14 protein-coding genes are annotated in these 17738 nt (G+C 53.7%); 8 read left to right on the forward strand and 6 right to left on the reverse strand.

Going from position 1 to position 17738, the window contains the following annotated elements; translation table 11 throughout:
• Nucleotides 1-118: 118 nt before the first annotated feature.
• From carA to caiF, 3 genes are all read left to right on the forward strand, one after another.
• Entirely contained in the window at nt 119-1267 is a 1149-nt protein-coding gene (gene carA / locus FDW97_RS16985) for a glutamine-hydrolyzing carbamoyl-phosphate synthase small subunit (protein ID WP_121528568.1), read from the forward strand.
• An 18-nt stretch (nt 1268-1285) separates the two neighbouring features.
• Nucleotides 1286-4510, forward strand: a complete 3225-nt coding sequence (gene carB, locus FDW97_RS16990) for a carbamoyl-phosphate synthase large subunit (RefSeq protein WP_038637091.1) — start codon at nt 1286-1288, stop codon at nt 4508-4510.
• A 274-nt stretch (nt 4511-4784) separates the two neighbouring features.
• A complete protein-coding gene (caiF, locus tag FDW97_RS16995) occupies nt 4785-5180 on the forward strand; it encodes a carnitine metabolism transcriptional regulator CaiF (RefSeq protein ID WP_038637093.1) in 396 nt (131 codons plus the stop codon).
• 76 nt (nt 5181-5256) lie between these two features.
• Here caiF and caiE read toward each other — a convergent pair whose 3' ends face one another.
• The 6 genes from caiE to caiT form a co-directional block, all read right to left on the reverse strand.
• Nucleotides 5257-5853, reverse strand: a complete 597-nt coding sequence (caiE, locus tag FDW97_RS17000; RefSeq protein ID WP_069324082.1) for a carnitine operon protein CaiE — start codon at nt 5851-5853, stop codon at nt 5257-5259.
• A gap of 60 nt (nt 5854-5913) precedes the next feature.
• The gene (caiD, locus tag FDW97_RS17005; RefSeq protein WP_121528569.1) at nt 5914-6699 is read right to left on the reverse strand and encodes a crotonobetainyl-CoA hydratase; all 786 of its coding nucleotides are present in this window, start codon (nt 6697-6699) and stop codon (nt 5914-5916) included.
• A gap of 53 nt (nt 6700-6752) precedes the next feature.
• Nucleotides 6753-8306 carry a crotonobetaine/carnitine-CoA ligase gene (gene caiC / locus FDW97_RS17010; protein ID WP_085048331.1) on the reverse strand — a complete coding sequence of 518 codons (1554 nt, stop codon included), beginning with the start codon at nt 8304-8306 and terminating at the stop codon, nt 6753-6755.
• A gap of 62 nt (nt 8307-8368) precedes the next feature.
• Entirely contained in the window at nt 8369-9586 is a 1218-nt protein-coding gene (caiB, locus tag FDW97_RS17015; RefSeq protein ID WP_137351366.1) for an L-carnitine CoA-transferase, read from the reverse strand.
• Between the two features lie 82 nt (nt 9587-9668).
• Nucleotides 9669-10811 (reverse strand): crotonobetainyl-CoA dehydrogenase, encoded by a 1143-nt coding sequence (gene caiA, locus FDW97_RS17020; protein WP_003018898.1) that lies wholly within the window; start codon nt 10809-10811, stop codon nt 9669-9671.
• Nucleotides 10812-10845: 34 nt separating this feature from the next.
• Complete coding sequence (gene caiT / locus FDW97_RS17025; protein WP_038637104.1) at nt 10846-12363, reverse strand: L-carnitine/gamma-butyrobetaine antiporter; 1518 nt, start codon at nt 12361-12363, stop codon at nt 10846-10848.
• A gap of 480 nt (nt 12364-12843) precedes the next feature.
• Between caiT and FDW97_RS17030 the strand changes: the two genes are divergently transcribed.
• From FDW97_RS17030 to FDW97_RS17050, 5 genes are all read left to right on the forward strand, one after another.
• The gene (locus FDW97_RS17030) at nt 12844-13614 is read left to right on the forward strand and encodes an electron transfer flavoprotein FixA (protein ID WP_110498760.1); all 771 of its coding nucleotides are present in this window, start codon (nt 12844-12846) and stop codon (nt 13612-13614) included.
• A 15-nt stretch (nt 13615-13629) separates the two neighbouring features.
• Nucleotides 13630-14571: an electron transfer flavoprotein subunit alpha/FixB family protein gene (locus FDW97_RS17035; RefSeq protein WP_137351367.1), complete on the forward strand. Its 942-nt coding sequence runs from the start codon at nt 13630-13632 to the stop codon at nt 14569-14571.
• A gap of 49 nt (nt 14572-14620) precedes the next feature.
• Nucleotides 14621-15907, forward strand: a complete 1287-nt coding sequence (locus FDW97_RS17040; protein WP_137351368.1) for an FAD-dependent oxidoreductase — start codon at nt 14621-14623, stop codon at nt 15905-15907.
• Nucleotides 15904-16191, forward strand: a complete 288-nt coding sequence (gene fixX, locus FDW97_RS17045) for a ferredoxin-like protein FixX (protein ID WP_000203731.1) — start codon at nt 15904-15906, stop codon at nt 16189-16191. Before FDW97_RS17040 ends, fixX begins: the two co-directional genes overlap by 4 nt.
• Before the next feature lie 147 nt (nt 16192-16338).
• A complete protein-coding gene (locus FDW97_RS17050; RefSeq protein ID WP_085048328.1) occupies nt 16339-17682 on the forward strand; it encodes an MFS transporter in 1344 nt (447 codons plus the stop codon).
• Nucleotides 17683-17738 lie beyond the last annotated feature (56 nt).

Raw genomic sequence — 17738 nt, forward strand, 5'->3', positions numbered from 1 at the left:
TATCTCTAGAATGCCGCCGTTTGCCAGAAATCCATAGGTAAGCAAATTTGCATTGATTCATGAGGTGTTAATGAATTAATATGCAAATAAAGTGAGTGAATATTCTCTGGAGGGTGTTTTGATTAAGTCAGCGCTATTGGTTCTGGAAGACGGAACCCAGTTTCACGGTCGGGCCATAGGGGCAACAGGTTCGGCGGTTGGGGAAGTCGTTTTCAATACTTCAATGACCGGTTATCAAGAAATCCTCACTGATCCTTCCTATTCCCGCCAAATCGTCACTCTTACTTATCCTCATATCGGTAATGTCGGCACCAATGAAGCCGATGCAGAATCTTCTCAGGTACATGCGCAAGGCCTGGTCATCCGCGACCTGCCGCTGATTGCCAGTAACTACCGCAACACCGAAGACCTCTCTTCTTACCTCAAGCGCCATAATATTGTGGCGATTGCCGATATCGATACCCGTAAGCTGACGCGACTGCTGCGCGAGAAGGGCGCTCAGAACGGCTGCATCATTGCAGGTGATAATCTGGATGCTGCGCTGGCCTTAGAAAAAGCCAAAGCGTTCCCGGGCTTAAATGGGATGGACCTGGCAAAAGAAGTGACCACCGCTGAATCCTACAGCTGGACCCAGGGTAGCTGGACGCTGGCGGGTGACCTGCCGGAAGCGAAGTCTGCAGAAGAGCTACCGTTTCACGTGGTGGCCTACGATTTTGGCGCCAAGCGCAACATCCTGCGCATGCTGGTGGACCGCGGCTGCCGCCTGACGGTGGTACCGGCGAAAACCTCTGCGGAAGACGTTCTGAAGATGAATCCGGACGGTATCTTCCTGTCTAACGGCCCAGGTGACCCGGCCCCGTGCGACTACGCCATCGAAGCCATTGAGAAATTCCTCCAGACCGATATTCCGGTATTTGGCATCTGCCTCGGCCATCAACTGTTGGCGCTGGCGAGCGGTGCGAAGACCATCAAGATGAAGTTTGGTCACCACGGTGGTAACCACCCGGTGAAAGACATGGATAAGAATGTGGTGATGATTACCGCGCAGAACCACGGCTTTGCGGTGGATGAAGACTCGCTGCCAGCCAACCTGCGCGTGACCCACAAGTCCCTGTTCGACGGTACCCTGCAAGGGATTCACCGTACCGATAAACCGGCGTTCAGCTTCCAGGGCCACCCGGAGGCGAGCCCAGGCCCGCATGATGCGGCGCCGCTGTTCGACCACTTTATCGAGCTTATTGAGCAATACCGTCAGTCCGCGAAATAATCAGGAGTAATAAAAGCCATGCCAAAACGTACAGACATAAAAAGTATCCTGATTCTGGGCGCGGGCCCGATTGTTATCGGTCAGGCGTGTGAGTTTGACTACTCCGGTGCCCAGGCGTGTAAAGCGCTGCGCGAAGAGGGTTACCGCGTTATTCTGGTGAACTCTAACCCGGCAACCATTATGACCGACCCGGAAATGGCCGATGCGACCTACATCGAGCCGATCAACTGGGAAGTGGTACGCAAAATCATCGAAAAAGAGCGTCCGGATGCGGTTCTGCCAACCATGGGCGGCCAGACCGCGCTGAACTGCGCGCTGGAGTTGGAGCGTCAGGGCGTGCTGGAAGAGTTCGGTGTAACCATGATTGGTGCGACCGCTGATGCGATTGATAAAGCAGAAGACCGCCGTCGTTTCGACGTGGCGATGAAGAAAATCGGCCTCGACACCGCGCGTTCCGGTATCGCGCACACCATGGAAGAAGCGCTGGCGGTTGCCGCTGACGTGGGCTTCCCGTGCATCATCCGTCCATCTTTCACCATGGGCGGCACCGGCGGCGGTATCGCCTACAACCGTGAAGAGTTCGAAGAAATCTGCGAACGCGGCCTGGACCTCTCGCCAACCAACGAGCTGCTGATTGATGAATCCCTGATCGGCTGGAAAGAGTACGAGATGGAAGTGGTGCGTGATAAGAACGACAACTGCATCATCGTCTGCTCTATCGAAAACTTCGATGCGATGGGCATTCACACCGGTGACTCGATCACTGTTGCTCCGGCGCAGACCCTGACCGACAAAGAATACCAAATCATGCGTAACGCCTCGATGGCGGTACTGCGTGAAATCGGCGTAGAAACCGGCGGTTCCAACGTTCAGTTCTCGGTGAACCCGAAAGATGGTCGTCTGATCGTTATCGAAATGAACCCGCGCGTCTCCCGCTCCTCGGCGCTGGCGTCGAAAGCCACCGGCTTCCCGATTGCCAAAGTGGCGGCCAAGCTGGCGGTGGGTTACACCCTCGACGAACTGATGAACGACATCACCGGTGGCCGTACTCCGGCCTCCTTCGAGCCGTCTATCGACTACGTTGTCACCAAGATTCCTCGCTTCAACTTCGAGAAATTCGCCGGTGCGAACGACCGTCTGACCACCCAGATGAAATCCGTCGGCGAAGTGATGGCGATTGGCCGTACGCAGCAGGAATCCCTGCAGAAAGCGCTGCGCGGCCTGGAAGTAGGCGCCACCGGTTTCGACCCGAAAGTGAGCCTCGACGACCCGGAAGCGCTGACCAAAATCCGCCGCGAGCTGAAAGACGCGGGCGCCGAGCGCATTTGGTATATCGCCGATGCCTTCCGCGCGGGCCTCTCCGTCGACGGCGTGTTCAACCTGACCAACATCGACCGCTGGTTCCTGGTACAGATTGAAGAGCTGGTGCGTCTGGAAGAGAAAGTGGCGGAAGTGGGCATCAACGGTCTCGACGCTGACTTCCTGCGTCACCTGAAGCGCAAAGGCTTCGCCGATGCGCGTCTGGCAAAACTGGCGGGTGTGCGCGAAGCGGAAATCCGCAAGCTGCGCGACCAGTACAACCTGCACCCGGTCTACAAGCGCGTGGATACCTGCGCGGCGGAATTCGCCACCGATACCGCCTACATGTACTCCACCTATGAAGAAGAGTGCGAATCTAACCCATCCGTCGACCGCGACAAAATCATGGTCCTCGGCGGCGGCCCGAACCGTATCGGCCAGGGTATCGAATTTGACTACTGCTGCGTCCATGCCTCGCTGGCGCTGCGCGAAGACGGTTACGAGACCATCATGGTCAACTGTAACCCGGAAACTGTCTCTACCGACTACGACACCTCCGACCGTCTGTACTTCGAGCCGGTAACGCTGGAGGACGTACTGGAAATCGTGCGCATCGAGAAGCCGAAAGGCGTCATCGTGCAGTACGGCGGCCAGACCCCGCTGAAACTGGCGCGTGAACTGGAAGCCGCAGGCGTACCGGTTATCGGTACCAGCCCGGACGCGATTGACCGCGCGGAAGACCGTGAACGCTTCCAGCACGCGGTTGACCGTCTGAAGCTGAAACAGCCAGCCAACGCCACCGTGACCGCCATTGAACAAGCGGTTGAGAAGGCGAAAGAAATTGGCTACCCGCTGGTGGTGCGCCCGTCCTACGTACTGGGCGGCCGCGCGATGGAAATCGTCTACGACGAAGCCGACCTGCGTCGCTACTTCCAGACCGCGGTTAGCGTCTCCAACGACGCGCCGGTGCTGCTGGACCGCTTCCTCGACGATGCCATCGAAGTGGACGTTGACGCCATCTGCGACGGCGAAATGGTGCTGATTGGCGGCATCATGGAGCACATCGAGCAGGCGGGCGTACACTCCGGCGACTCCGCCTGTTCTCTGCCAGCCTACACGCTGAGCAAGGAAATTCAGGATGTGATGCGCCAGCAGGTGCAGAAGCTGGCCTTCGAACTGCAGGTGCGCGGCCTGATGAACGTGCAGTTTGCGGTGAAAGACAACGAAGTCTACCTGATTGAAGTCAACCCGCGTGCGGCGCGTACCGTACCGTTCGTCTCCAAAGCCACCGGCGTACCGCTGGCGAAAGTGGCGGCGCGCGTGATGGCTGGCAAATCGCTGACCGAGCAGGGCGTGACCAAAGAAATTATCCCGCCGTACTACTCGGTGAAAGAAGTGGTGCTGCCGTTCAACAAATTCCCGGGCGTTGACCCGCTGTTAGGGCCAGAAATGCGCTCTACCGGGGAAGTGATGGGCGTGGGCCGTACCTTCGCGGAAGCGTTCGCCAAGGCACAGCTGGGCAGTAACTCCACGATGAAGAAACAGGGCCGTGCGCTGCTCTCGGTTCGCGAAGGCGACAAAGAGCGCGTCGTGGACCTGGCCGCTAAGCTGCTAAAACAGGGCTTCGAGCTGGATGCGACTCACGGTACCGCGATTGTGCTGGGTGAAGCCGGTATCAACCCGCGTCTGGTGAACAAGGTACATGAAGGTCGTCCGCACATTCAGGACCGTATCAAGAATGGCGAATATACCTACATTATCAACACCACCGCAGGTCGTCAGGCGATTGAAGACTCCAAGCTGATTCGCCGCAGCGCCTTGCAGTACAAAGTGCATTACGACACTACCCTGAATGGCGGTTTCGCAACGGCTATGGCGCTGAATGCGGATGCCACCGAGAAGGTGACCTCGGTGCAGGAAATGCACGCGCAGATCAATAAATAATAAACAGAAGGTCCGGTGATATTTGCGTTAATCGGATCTGCAATATAAATTTGAAACGGTTCCTGAGAAGGAGCCGTTTTTTTTACCCTATCAGGTCATCCCTGGAGATGTCCGTTTCCTTAACCACATTTTCAATGTAATAAGCACGATATTGCTCACACTAATCAACATTCAAGTCGCATACTATCTTTATATCCACAATTTTAATATGGCTTAGTTTTTATTAATTTGGACAGGCCGTAGCCAGATTTTTAATTTGTGAAATGGTGTGCTTATGTGTGAAAAATATGTTGAAAGACCGCTTTATTTGTTAATTGCTGACTGGATGATGGCAGAGGACCGATGGATCACTGCCAAGGAGATTTCCCGTCAATTTGATATTGAACACTGCAAAGCAATTAATACGCTCTCCTATATTCTGTCAGAAGTGGGGGAAATTGTTTGTGAAGTGAAGATGATCCCTAACCAGATTGCAGGACGAGGCTGTCAGTGCCAGCGTCTGGTGAAAGTCGTGAGTATTGATTCTCATCTCTATCGCCGATTGAATCATAATTTGCAGGAAAGAAAAGTGAGTGTGGCGAAAGCGCCACGACTGTCTGCCGTTCCCCCAACAGAGCTCAACCGTGAGCAGAAATGGCAGATGATGCTGTCAAAAAGTATGCGTCGCTAATGGTTAGTTTGCCTGATGGCAGCGTTAACGGGGATTGACGCGTAGGCCGGATAAGCGTCAGCGCATCCGGCATCAATTATTGGGCTGATTTTGGCTTCACGTCCGTCGTGCCTTTCAGGCGCGGCCGGTTTTTTTCGACCTGGGTTAACGGCTTCGTTTCAGATAGTCCCGTTCGACAGCGGACCGCAAGATCCTGATATTCTTTGGTGTTGAGGCGTTTCCAGTGCAGCTCCTGGTCTGTGACCTGGCGTAGTACTCGCGCGGGTGAACCCACCAGCAGTTGCCTTGCCTCACCCTGAAATCCGGCTTTGACGAAACTCATGGCGGCGACAATGCTCTCTTCGCCAATCACTGCGCCGTCCATAATCACGCTGTTCATGCCGACCAGGGCGTCCCGGCCCACCACGCAGCCATGCAAAATAGCGCCGTGGCCGATATGGCCGTTCTCATGCACGACGGTATCGGTATCGCAGTAGCCATGCATAATGCAGCCATCCTGCAGATTAGATCCTGCCTTAAGGATCAGGCGCCCATAATCCCCACGCAATGACGCGAGTGGGCCAATATAAACACCGGCACCCACGATGACATCGCCAATCAGCACGGCGCTGGGATGGACAAACGCGTCCGGGTGTACCACCGGGATCAGTCCTTCAAAGGCGTAATAGCTCATGGTTGTACCTCGGTTTTTTTGCCGGACGACGGCGTAAACACCTTATCCGGCATAGTCACATTAACGACCTTTCCACACCGGATCGCGTTTTTCGGCAAATGCCTGCGGTCCTTCGAGCGCATCTTCCGAATGCAGTACCGACGGATAATGCTTCAGTACGCCGCTGCGGATGTAGCGGTAGCCTTCTTCTACCGGCATTTCGCTGGTCGTACGATAAATCTCTTTCAGCGCCGCGATCGCCAGCGGGGCGCTATTAACCAGTTGTTGCGCCAGTTCGCGCGCGCTATCCATCAGTTCGCTCTGGCTGACAACGCGGTTCACGATCCCCCAACGCAGCGCTTCTTCGGCGCTCATTCGTCTACCGGTCATCACCATTTCGTTGACGATAGCCGGTGGCAACAGCTTAGGCAGGCGCAAAACGCCGCCGCTGTCAGGCACGATGCCGAGCTTGGCTTCCGGTAGCGCGAAGCTGGCGTTTTCCGCGCAGACAATAAAGTCCGCCGCCAGCGCCAGCTCAAAACCGCCGCCAAACGCATAGCCGTTTACCGCGGCGATGACCGGCTTATCCAGATCAAATATTTCAGTTAAACCGGCAAAGCCGCCGGGACCAAAATCGGCATCCGGCGCTTCACCTTCCGCTGCCGCTTTTAAGTCCCAGCCAGCAGAAAAGAATTTCTCCCCGCCGCCAGTAATGATTGCTACGCGTAATTCCGGATCGTCACGGAAATTAAGAAAAGCCTGGCCCATTGCAAAGCTGGTTTTGGCGTCAATGGCATTGGCTTTAGGTCGGTCGAGGGTAATTTCCAGGATCGGGCCATTACGGGTCAGATGTAATGATTCACTCATGGTTCATCTCCAGATAAATAGTTTCCCGGCGGGAGGGATTCCTGCCGGAAGGTTTATTTCAGATTTTTTTTGATTATTTTTCCTGAACAGTTGCGCGGCAGGTCGGTTCTGATCTCCATAAAAGAGGGAACCTTGAATTTCGCCATATTGTTTTCGCAGAAGCTGAAAAACTCGGCTTCGCTTAATGTTTCACCTTCATTAAGGACAATAAACGCTTTAATGGCTTCATCACGGATCGCGTCTTTAATACCAACAACCACAATGTCCTGAATTTTCGGATGTGCAGAAATAATATTTTCCAGCTCGACGCAGGAGACATTTTCCCCGCCGCGTTTAATCATGTTGCAGCGTCTGTCGACAAAATAGAAATACCCATCCTCATCCTGGTAACCCGAATCACCGGTATGTAACCAGCCCTCTGGTTCCAGCGCCCTGGCGGTTGCTTCCGGCTGCATGTAATACTCTTTGAAGATGGTCTTGCCGGGGACGCCTTTAATACAGATTTCGCCAATTTCTCCGGCGGGGAGCGGGCGATTTTGATCGTCGCGAATTTCAGCTTCATAGCTAAATCCCACGCGACCAATGGAAGGCCAGCGTCGTTTGTCTCCGGGACGGTCGCCAATAATTCCGACAATGGTTTCAGTCATACCATAAGAGGTCAGCAGCCTGACGCCAAAGCGTTCGATAAAGGCGTCTTTTTCCTGCGCGGATAGATTGAGATAGAACATCACTTCGCGCAGCTGATGCTGCCTGTCCGTTGGCGCGGCGGGCTGGACCATCAGCGTGCGGATCATCATCGGGATGCACTCGGTCACCGTCGCCTGATATTTACGTACCTGATCCCAGAACGCCCGGGCGCTGTACTTCTCCAGGAGCACAAAGGTGCTGCCGGCGGAAAAGGCCGGCATTGCGGCGGTACACTGACAGTCGATATGAAAAGCGGGCATCACCGTCATGTATACGTCATCATCGCGCAGGGCGATTTGCCAGGCAGAGTAATAGCCCGCAAAGCGCAGGTTATAATGGGTAATCACCACCCCTTTTGGACGCGAGGTGGTACCGGAGGTAAACAGAATTTCCGCCGTATCGTCAGTGGATAACGCAGGCGTATAGCACAGCGTGGTCGACTGACGAGCCTGCAGTTGGGTAAAGTGGCTCACGCCATCGTCAGCCGGAAGCTGCTCGCCAATCAGACAGATATGATTAAGCGGAGTGCTATTTTCCTGGCGTATTTCACGGTACATAGGATAAAACTGGGCGCTGGTAACCAGCAGGCTCACCTGGCTGTTTTGCAGGATCCAGGCACTTTCTTCGCCCAGTAAGCGAGCATTAATCGGCACCATAATGGCGCCGATTTTTGCCAGTCCAAACCAGCAAAAGATGAATTCCGGACAGTTATCCAGATGCAGTGCGACCCTATCGCCCTTACGGATCCCTAAGGAATGAAAAAGGTTCGCCGTGCGATTAATCTCTTCATTGAGCGAGGCATAGCTAAATTGCCGAACGATTCCTTCACAGGATTCGAAAATTAACGCCGTTTTATTTCCGTACACCCCGGCCAGGTCGTCCCACATCTGACGTAAGTTTTGTCCGCCAACGATATCCATATTGCTTTATCCACTGAAATCAGGCGTGAGCGCTAACCCACGAGCGGGTTAGCGCGTCGCGTTTATTCCTCAACCCTGGCCAGGCCTTTGCCGACCAGCTCATTTATGTCTGCTTCGCTATAACCAATGTTTTTCAGAATGGCGGCGGTATCCATGCCGTGTGATGGCATGCCACGCCAGATTTTCCCCGGGTTGTTTTTAAATTTCGGCATGATGTTCGGTCCTTTGCAGGTGCGGCCGTCCATTGTTTGCCACTGAGTAATGGATTCGCGAGCAACGTACTGCGGATTGCCTTCCAGTTCCGGAATGGTTAGCACCTTCGCACAGGCGATATTCAGCTCAGCAAAGCGCGCCTGGACTTCGGCGATGGTATGCGCTGCCAGCCAGGCGTCCAGTTTCTCTTCGACGAGCGGGCCGTAAGGGCATTCCACGCGATGGATTAGCTGCGTGCCTTCCGGAACTTCCGGCGTACCGAGAATGTGGGCCAGGCCGATATCTTTAAAACACTCGTTGATTTGCGTGATGCCGACCAACTCCATGACGATGTAACCATCGGCGCATTTATACAGGCCGCAACCGGCGTAGTAGGGATCTTTCCCTTTCGTCATACGTGGACAGATTTCGCCGCCGTTGAAGTAGTCCATCATGAAGTACTGACCCATGCGCAGCATCACTTCGTACATGGCGATATCGATGCTTTCACCTTTACCCGTTTCGCGCACTTTGTGCAGGGCCGCCAGCGCCGCTGTCGTTGCGGTCATCCCGGAGAAGTAATCCGCGGTATACGGGAAGGCTGGCATCGGTTGGTCAACGTCGCCGTTTTGGATCAGATAACCACTGAACGCCTGCGCGATAGTGTTATACGCCGGAAGATTGGTGTACTCCTCCGTACCAAACTGGCCAAAACCGGAAAGGTGGGCAATGACCAGTTTCGGGTTATGTTCCCACAGCACTTCATCAGTAATACCGCGGCGTGCAAAGGCCGGGCCTTTACTGGCTTCAATGAAAATATCGGTGGTTTCCATCAGTTTCAGAAACGCTTCCTGACCTTCATCTTTGAAAATATTGAGCGACAGGGCGTGCAGGTTGCGGCGTGAGAGCTGCGGGTAGTTAGGCTGTACGCGGATGGTATCGGCCCATGCGACGTTTTCAATCCAGATAACCTCGGCGCCCCATTCGGCGAACATCTGTCCGGCGAATGGACCGGCGATTTCGATCCCTGAAAAAACAACGCGTACTCCAGCAAGAGGGCCAAAGGTTGGCATTGGTAAATGATTCATAATTTTTCTCCTGGCATTTATGGGGGCCACGTAGGCCGGATGGCGACGCGAGCGTCTCATCAGGCCTACAGGTTGCGCCGTTCTATCGGTATTGCTTGAGTACCGCACGGCCTAACGTCAGGATCTGCATTTCATCAGAACCACCAGAAACGCGGTCAACACGCAGGTCACGCCAGAAACGCGTGATGCGGTGGTTGCCCGCGATACCAACACCTCCCAGTACCTGCATGGCGGTGTCTACCACTTCAAACGCGGCGTTGGCGCAGAAGTATTTGCACATTGCCGCGTCGCCGGAGGTAATAGTGCCGTTATCTGCTTTCCACGCGGCTTCCAGCAGCATGTTTTTCATGGAGTTCAGTTTGATCGCCATATGCGCAAACTTCTCCTGAATCAGTTGGAAGCGGCCAATAGTTTCACCAAACTGCACGCGCTGATTAGCGTAACGCGCGGCATCTTCAAAAGCGCACATTGCGGTGCCGTAGTTGGTCAGCGCGACGAGGAAGCGCTCATGGTCAAACTCTTCTTTCACGCGGTTGAAGCCGTTACCTTCCCGACCGAACATGTCTTTTTCGTCCAGTTCAACGTCGTCAAAGGTGATTTCACAGCAGCTGTCCATGCGCAGACCGAGTTTCTCCAGTTTGTTGACCTTGATACCCGCTTTGCTCATGTCGACAAACCATTCGGTGTAAACAGGCTTATCCGGCGATGCACCGTCTCTCGCCATGACCACGATGTACGGGGTATAGGCGCTACTGGTGATAAAGCATTTACTGCCATTAAGATAAACCTTACCATTTTTGCGTGTATAAGTGGTTTTCAGACTGCCGACATCCGATCCCGCTCCCGGTTCGGTGATAGCAGAGTTCCACATCTGCTTACCGGTACCCTGGAACGCCATGATTTTATCAATTTGCTCCTGAGTCCCTTCACGCAGGAAAGTGTTAAAACCTCCCGGCAATTGGTACAACACGTAAGTTGGTGCGCCAAGACGTCCCAGCTCCATCCAGACGGCGGCGACGGTAACAAAACCCGCTTCCAGACCGCCATGTTCTTCCGGGATCAGCAGGCTATCAATGCCCATATCCGCCAGCGCTTTTACAAAACGCTCAGGGTAGACGCTGTCACGATCGCACTCGGCAAAATAAGCTTCCCAGTTCTCACTGGCCATCAGTTCACGAATACCGGCGACAAACAGTTCCTGCTCGTCATTTAAGTTGAAATCCATCTTTCAGCCTCTTGATCAATTGGGTTAATAAGAATTACTTGTCTTTCCAGTGCACTTTGGCGTCTTTAATAAAGGACAGCGTCACCATAATGTTGACGAAGAACAGCGGGCATCCTCCGGCGATAATTGCGGTCTGAATCGGCTTCAACCCACCCAGCGCCAGCAGAACGATACCGATGATGCCGACCAGCACCGACCAGCCGATACGCACTAACAGAGGCGGTTCTTCACCATCGCGAACTTCGCGACAGGTGGACATCGCCAGGGTGTAAGAGCAGGCGTTAATCAGCGTTACGGTGGCGATAAAGCAGAGGATAAAGAAACCCCACATGGTGGCGGTGCTGAGCGGTAAGGCGGCCCAGGTTTCGATAATGGCGCGCGCCACGCCGTGTTGTTCAATCAACTGCGGAATGTTGAGGATGTTTTTATCCATCAGCAGCAGCGTGTTGCTGCCAAGGACAGTCCACAGGATCCAGGTAGACGCGGTCAGGCCCAGTACCATCCCGAAGCACAGTTCGCGTACGGTGCGACCACGAGAAATACGGGCCAGGAAGATACTCATCTGGATGGCGTAAATTACCCACCACGCCCAGTAGAAAACGGTCCAGCCCTGCGGGAAGCCGCCTTTACCGATGGCATCGGTATAGAACAGCATCCGTGGCAGATGCATCAGCAACATCCCGACGGAGTCGGTGAAGTAGTTCATGATGAAGCTGGCGCCGCTGACGATAAACACCCAGCCGAGCATCAGGAAGCTCAGATAGCTACGTACGTCACTGGCGATCTTGACCCCTTTTTGCAGGCCACAGGCCACGCAAATGGCGTTCAGAATGATCCAGCAGGTAATGATGATGGCGTCGAGTTGCAGCGTATGTGGAATACCGAACAGGTACTGCATACACTCGGTGACCAGCGGGGTAGCCAGACCGAGGCTGGTGCCCATTGCGAAGATCAGCGCCACCAGGTAGAAGTTATCAACGATGGTACCGAACAACCCTTTCGCATGTTTCTCACCGACGAGCGGTACCAGCGTGGAGCTGGGACGGATGACATCCATCTTACGTACAAAGAAGAAGTAGGCAAAGGCTACAGAAAGGAAGCTATAGGTTGCCCACGGCAGCGGCCCCCAGTGGAACAGGCTGTACGCCAGACCTATCTCTTTCGCGCCCGTGGAATTTGGTTCCAGGCCGAACGGCGGTGTGGAGATATAGTAGTAGATCTCAATAGAGCCCCAGAACAGCACCGCAGCGGATGTACAGGACGCGAACATCATAAAAATCCAGCTGGCGGTGCTAAACTCCGGTTTTTCGTCACCTAATCTCTTTTTAGCATAGGGGCCAAAAACCAGCCAGAACCAGCCGAATAGCATGATGACCATATACCATTCAAATGCCCATCCCCAGACGTTGGTGACATAACTGAATACCGCATTAATAACGACGTTAGCGGCATCAAGATCTCTTACTGTTAGCCAGCAAAGTATTCCGACAATTATTAATGGCGGAAAAAAAACCTTCGGTTCAATTCCCGATTTTCTCTTTTCATTTTTCATAAGTGAATTCCAGTGTGAAAACGAAATTTATTTAGCGTGCCCGTTTTTGAACGTTTGTTTATTTATTATTAATGGTTTGTTGATAACTTATTAACCTCTGGGACACCTCAACGAGTAACTCATAATGGGTATTCATTTCGCGTGATTCTGTTATCTTGATCACACTTTTTTGTGCTGGTTATTTTGTCTTGAAATGTCTGTTTTTTGATTATAAATCATATGGTTGGCATTGGTTTTTTAACTTTTTTAAGTGTCTGGCGTTCAATATTGTTGAACCAGCAAGCAATATTGAAAATTTTCATATTTGACGTGTTTCTTTCAATATTGGTGAGGCATGTAACACTATTGAAAGTTACGAATTTCAATGTGTGACATTTTCAATATTGGTGATTAAGGTTTTATTTCCGAATTAAAGAGCGTGATATCTGTATTTAACACCGCCGATATAAATACGTTTCCTTCATGATTTCTGGAGATGCAATGAAGATAATTACTTGCTACAAATGCGTACCTGATGAACAGGATATTGCGATTAATAATGCTGATGGTTCACTCGATTTCAGCAAAGCGGATGGCAAAATCAGCCAATATGATTTGAATGCAATTGAAGCTGCTTGCCAGTTAAAACAGCAGGTGGGAGACGCTCAGGTTGTCGCCATGAGCGTTGGCGGCAAAGCGCTGACTAATGCAAAAGGGCGCAAAGATGTTCTTTCTCGTGGCCCTGATGAACTGATTGTGGTGATTGACGATCAATTTGAGCAGGCGCTGCCGCAACACACCGCTACCGCGCTGGCCGCCGCGGCGCAAAAATCAGGTTTCGATCTGCTTATTTGCGGCGACGGTTCTTCCGATCTTTATGCTCAGCAGGTTGGTTTGCTGGTAGGCGAAGCGCTGAACGTTCCGGCGATTAACGGCGTGAGTAAGATCCTCTCTCTTACTGACAGTACGCTGACGGTAGAACGCGAACTGGAAGATGAAGTTGAAACGCTGAGCATCCCGCTCCCGGCGGTGATCGCGGTTTCCACCGACATCAACACTCCACAAATCCCTTCGATGAAAGCCATTCTTGGCGCGGCGAAAAAACCGGTTCAGGTCTGGTCGCCTGCGGATATCGGGCTGAACAGCGTACCCGCGTATTCCGTACAACAGGTTGCCGCACCGAAGCAGCGCGAGCGTCAGCGTGTGGTGATTGAAGGTGACGGTGAAGAACAAATCGCCGCGTTTGTCGAGAATCTGCGCAAAATCATTTAATTATCAGGGGATGTTATGAACAAATTTTCCAGTGTCTGGGTATTCAGCGATACCCCTTCTCGTCTGCCCGAACTGATGAGTGGCGCGCAGGCTGTAGGTGAAAAAGTTAACGCGTTCGTACTGAACGAAGCGGATAGCGCGACAGCATGTCATTTGGGCGCGGATCATGTCTGGCTGCTCAGCGGCAAACCAGAAGACCGCATGATCGAAGACTACGCTGATGTGATGACTGAGACTGTTCGTCAGCATAGCGAGGGCGGCGTGGTGCTGCTGCCGAATACGCGCCGGGGCAAACTGTTGGCGGCAAAACTGGGCTTTCGCTTGTCGGCTGCGGTTTCCAACGACGCCAGCGAAGTCGCCCTGCAGGATGGAAAAGCGGCGGTTAAGCATATGGTCTACGGCGGTCTGGCGATAGGGGCAGAAACCATTGCTTCGCCGTTTGCCGTGATCACGCTCAGCAGCGGAACGTTTGACGCACAAGACCCGGACACTTCTCGCAGCAGTGAGATGCACACCGTGCAGTGGCAGGCTCCGGCCAATGCTGTGACCCGCACCGCAACCCAGGCACGTCAGAGCAACAGCGTCGATCTCGATAAAGCGCGTCTGGTGGTCAGTGTGGGACGCGGTATCGGCAGCAAAGAGAATATCTCGCTGGCCGAAGCGCTGTGCCAGACGATTGGCGCTGAGCTGGCCTGTTCTCGCCCGGTAGCGGAAAACGAGAAGTGGATGGAGCACGAGCGCTACGTCGGTATCTCCAACCTGATGCTCAAGCCTGAACTGTATCTGGCGGTGGGGATCTCCGGGCAGATCCAACACATGGTCGGCGCCAACGGCGCGCAGACGATTTTCGCCATCAATAAAGATAAAAATGCGCCGATCTTCCAGTATGCGGATTTTGGCATCGTTGGCGATGCGCTGAAGATCCTGCCTGCGCTGACGGCTGCCTTAGCGCGATAAATCATTTCGGGCAGGATGCGAAGGTATCCTGCCGCTGACAGGAGTACGTATGTCCGAAGATATCTTTGATGCCATCATCGTGGGTGCAGGTCTGGCCGGTTCGGTTGCGGCGCTGGTGCTTGCTCGCGAAGGTGCACAGGTGCTGGTTATCGAGCGCGGCAATTCTGCTGGCGCGAAGAATGTCACCGGTGGGCGTCTGTATGCGCATAGCCTGGAACGCATCATTCCCGGCTTTGCGGATCTGGCCCCCATTGAACGCATGATTACCCACGAAAAACTCGCCTTTATGACCGACAACGGGGCGATGACTATCGACTACTGCAATGGTGAGGAGGCCGCCGCGTCGCAGGTTTCTTATTCCGTCTTGCGCAGTAAATTTGACGCCTGGCTGATGGAGCAGGCAGAAGAGGCGGGGGCGCAACTGATCACCGGTATTCGCGTCGATAACGTCGTTCAGCGCGAGGGTAAAGTCGTGGGCGTGGAAGCCGATGGCGATATTCTGGAAGCCAAAGTCGTGATCCTCGCCGATGGGGTGAATTCTCTGCTGGCTGAAAAGCTGGGCATGGCCAAGCGTGTTGAAGCATCGCATGTTGCCGTCGGCGTGAAGGAACTGATCGAATTGCCGAAGTCGGTGATTGAAGATCGTTTCCAGCTACAGGGCAACGAAGGCGCCGCCTGTCTGTTTGCCGGGTCGCCAACCGATGGTCTGATGGGCGGTGGCTTCCTGTATACGAATGAAACAACACTTTCTCTGGGGCTGGTCTGCGGCCTTCATCATCTGAAAGACGCGAAAAAATCGGTCCCGCAAATGCTGGAAGATTTCAAACAGCATCCGGCAGTCGCTCCGCTGATCGCTGGTGGCAAGCTGGTGGAATATGCCGCGCACGTTGTACCCGAGGCGGGAATGAATATGCAGCCTGAACTGGTGGGCGATGGCGTACTGATTGCCGGAGACGCTGCCGGCATGTGTATGAACCTCGGTTTTACCATCCGTGGTATGGATCTCGCCATATCCGCAGGCGAAGCGGCGGCGAAGACGGTGCTTTCGGCGATGAAGCGCGACGATTTTAGCAAGCAGTCGCTGGGTGAATACCGTCAGCATCTGGACGAAGGTCCGATGCGCGATATGCGCATGTATCAGAAACTGCCGGCTTTTCTTGATAATCCCCGCATGTTTACCGCTTATCCCGAAATGGCGGTCAGTATCGCGCGCGACCTGTTCACCGTGGATGGCTCCGCTCCGGTGCCAATGCGTAAAAAAATCCTGCGCCATGCGAAGAAAGTGGGCTTCATCAACCTGATGAAAGATGGCCTGAAAGGAGTGACCGTATTATGACATCTCCCGTCAATGTGGACGTCAAACTGGGCGTCAATAAGTTCAATGTGGATGAAGATAGCCCACACATCATTCTCAAAGCCGATCCTGATAAACAGGCGCTGGAGGTGCTGATTAAGGCCTGTCCGGCGGGACTGTATAAAAAGCAGGACGACGGTAGTGTTCGTTTTGATTACGCCGGGTGCCTGGAGTGCGGAACGTGCCGGATCCTCGGCCTTGATACGGCGCTGGAGAAATGGGAATACCCACGCGGGACGTTTGGCGTGGAGTTCCGCTACGGCTAATAAGTACGAGGTTGTGCACCCGTAGGCCGGATAAGATGCGGTAGCATCGCCATCCGGCAATCATGTGGTGCCAATGCCGGATGGCGGCGTAAACGCCTTATCCGGCCTACAGATGACGCTTTGCCCGTGTTGAAACAGGACATCACCATGCAGCAGCCCAGGAACTTTGATGACATCAAATTTACCTCTATTCACCGCAGGATAATGCTATGGGGAAGCGGTGGGCCGTTTCTGGATGGTTATGTGCTGGTAATGATTGGCGTGGCGCTGGAACAACTCACGCCAGCATTGAAACTGGATGCTCAGTGGATTGGCTTGCTGGGTGCGGGCACGCTGGCCGGACTGTTTGTTGGTACGTCGTTGTTTGGCTACATTTCCGATAAGGTCGGGCGGCGAAAAATGTTTATTATCGATATCATCGCCATTGGCGTGATATCGGCAGCGACCATGTTCGTTACCTCGCCCGTTGAACTCCTGGTGATGCGTGTGTTGATCGGCATTGTGATTGGCGCCGATTACCCGATCGCCACCTCGATGATTACCGAATTTTCCAATACCCGCCAGCGTGCCTTCTCTATCGGTTTTATCGCGGCTATGTGGTATGTCGGCGCAACCTGTGCCGATCTGGTCGGTTACTGTTTGTATGATGTTGAGGGCGGATGGCGCTGGATGCTAGGTAGCGCGGTGATCCCTTGTATTTTGATCCTGATTGGACGCTTCGACCTGCCTGAATCGCCGCGCTGGCTGCTGCGTAAGGGGCGGGTGAAAGAGTGCGAGGCGATGATGATCAAGCTGTTCGGCGAACCGGTGGTGTTCGATGAAGAAGCGCCGCAGGAGACGCGTTTTCTCCAGCTGTTTAATCGTCGTCATTTCCCGTTTGTGCTGTTTGTTGCCGCCATCTGGACCTGTCAGGTGATCCCGATGTTCGCCATCTATACCTTTGGCCCGCAGATTGTTGGGTTACTGGGACTGGGTGCCGGGAAAAGCGCCGCGTTGGGCAACGTGGTGATTAGCTTGTGCTTTATGCTGGGGTGTATTCCGCCGATGTTTTGGCTCAATAGCGCGGGGCGGCGACCGCTGTTGATTGGCAGCTTTATTATGATGACGCTGGCGCTGGCCGTACTGGGGTTAATTCCTGATATGGGGGCGTGGCTGGTGGTGCTGGCCTTTGCCGTATACGCATTTTTCTCTGGTGGTCCGGGGAATCTGCAGTGGCTATATCCCAACGAACTGTTTCCTACCGATATTCGCGCGTCTGCCGTCGGGGTGATTATGTCGTTAAGTCGCATCGGGACCATTGTTTCCACCTGGGCGCTACCGGTGTTCATTAGCAAATACGGCATCAGTAATGTCATGCTGATGGGGGCCGGGATTTCGCTGATTGGCCTGCTCGTGTCCATTGCTTTTGCACCAGAAACACGCGGCCTGACGTTGTCTCAAACCAGTCAGATGACGATTCGCAGTAAGCCCGTGACCAGGGCAGGCTATTAGGAGTGTTCTGTATTTTCCCTGTAACTCAGTCAGTTAGCCTACAGTTAATCTATATT

Origin of the sequence: Citrobacter sp. wls708, from assembly GCF_005281255.1 — a bacterium.
GTDB lineage: Bacteria > Pseudomonadota > Gammaproteobacteria > Enterobacterales > Enterobacteriaceae > Citrobacter > Citrobacter werkmanii.

Excerpts from the sequence above, each read along its gene's own strand:
- carB (WP_038637091.1), top strand. The coding sequence starts at position 1,286 with ATGCCAAAACGTACAGACATAAAAAGTATCCTGATTCTGGGCGCGGGC.
- caiF (WP_038637093.1), top strand. The coding sequence starts at position 4,785 with ATGTGTGAAAAATATGTTGAAAGACCGCTTTATTTGTTAATTGCTGAC.
- caiE (WP_069324082.1), bottom strand. The coding sequence starts at position 5,853 with ATGAGCTATTACGCCTTTGAAGGACTGATCCCGGTGGTACACCCGGAC.
- caiD (WP_121528569.1), bottom strand. The coding sequence starts at position 6,699 with ATGAGTGAATCATTACATCTGACCCGTAATGGCCCGATCCTGGAAATT.
- caiC (WP_085048331.1), bottom strand. The coding sequence starts at position 8,306 with ATGGATATCGTTGGCGGACAAAACTTACGTCAGATGTGGGACGACCTG.
- caiB (WP_137351366.1), bottom strand. The coding sequence starts at position 9,586 with ATGAATCATTTACCAATGCCAACCTTTGGCCCTCTTGCTGGAGTACGC.
- caiA (WP_003018898.1), bottom strand. The coding sequence starts at position 10,811 with ATGGATTTCAACTTAAATGACGAGCAGGAACTGTTTGTCGCCGGTATT.
- caiT (WP_038637104.1), bottom strand. The coding sequence starts at position 12,363 with ATGAAAAATGAAAAGAGAAAATCGGGAATTGAACCGAAGGTTTTTTTT.
- FDW97_RS17030 (WP_110498760.1), top strand. The coding sequence starts at position 12,844 with ATGAAGATAATTACTTGCTACAAATGCGTACCTGATGAACAGGATATT.
- FDW97_RS17035 (WP_137351367.1), top strand. The coding sequence starts at position 13,630 with ATGAACAAATTTTCCAGTGTCTGGGTATTCAGCGATACCCCTTCTCGT.
- FDW97_RS17040 (WP_137351368.1), top strand. The coding sequence starts at position 14,621 with ATGTCCGAAGATATCTTTGATGCCATCATCGTGGGTGCAGGTCTGGCC.
- fixX (WP_000203731.1), top strand. The coding sequence starts at position 15,904 with ATGACATCTCCCGTCAATGTGGACGTCAAACTGGGCGTCAATAAGTTC.
- FDW97_RS17050 (WP_085048328.1), top strand. The coding sequence starts at position 16,339 with ATGCAGCAGCCCAGGAACTTTGATGACATCAAATTTACCTCTATTCAC.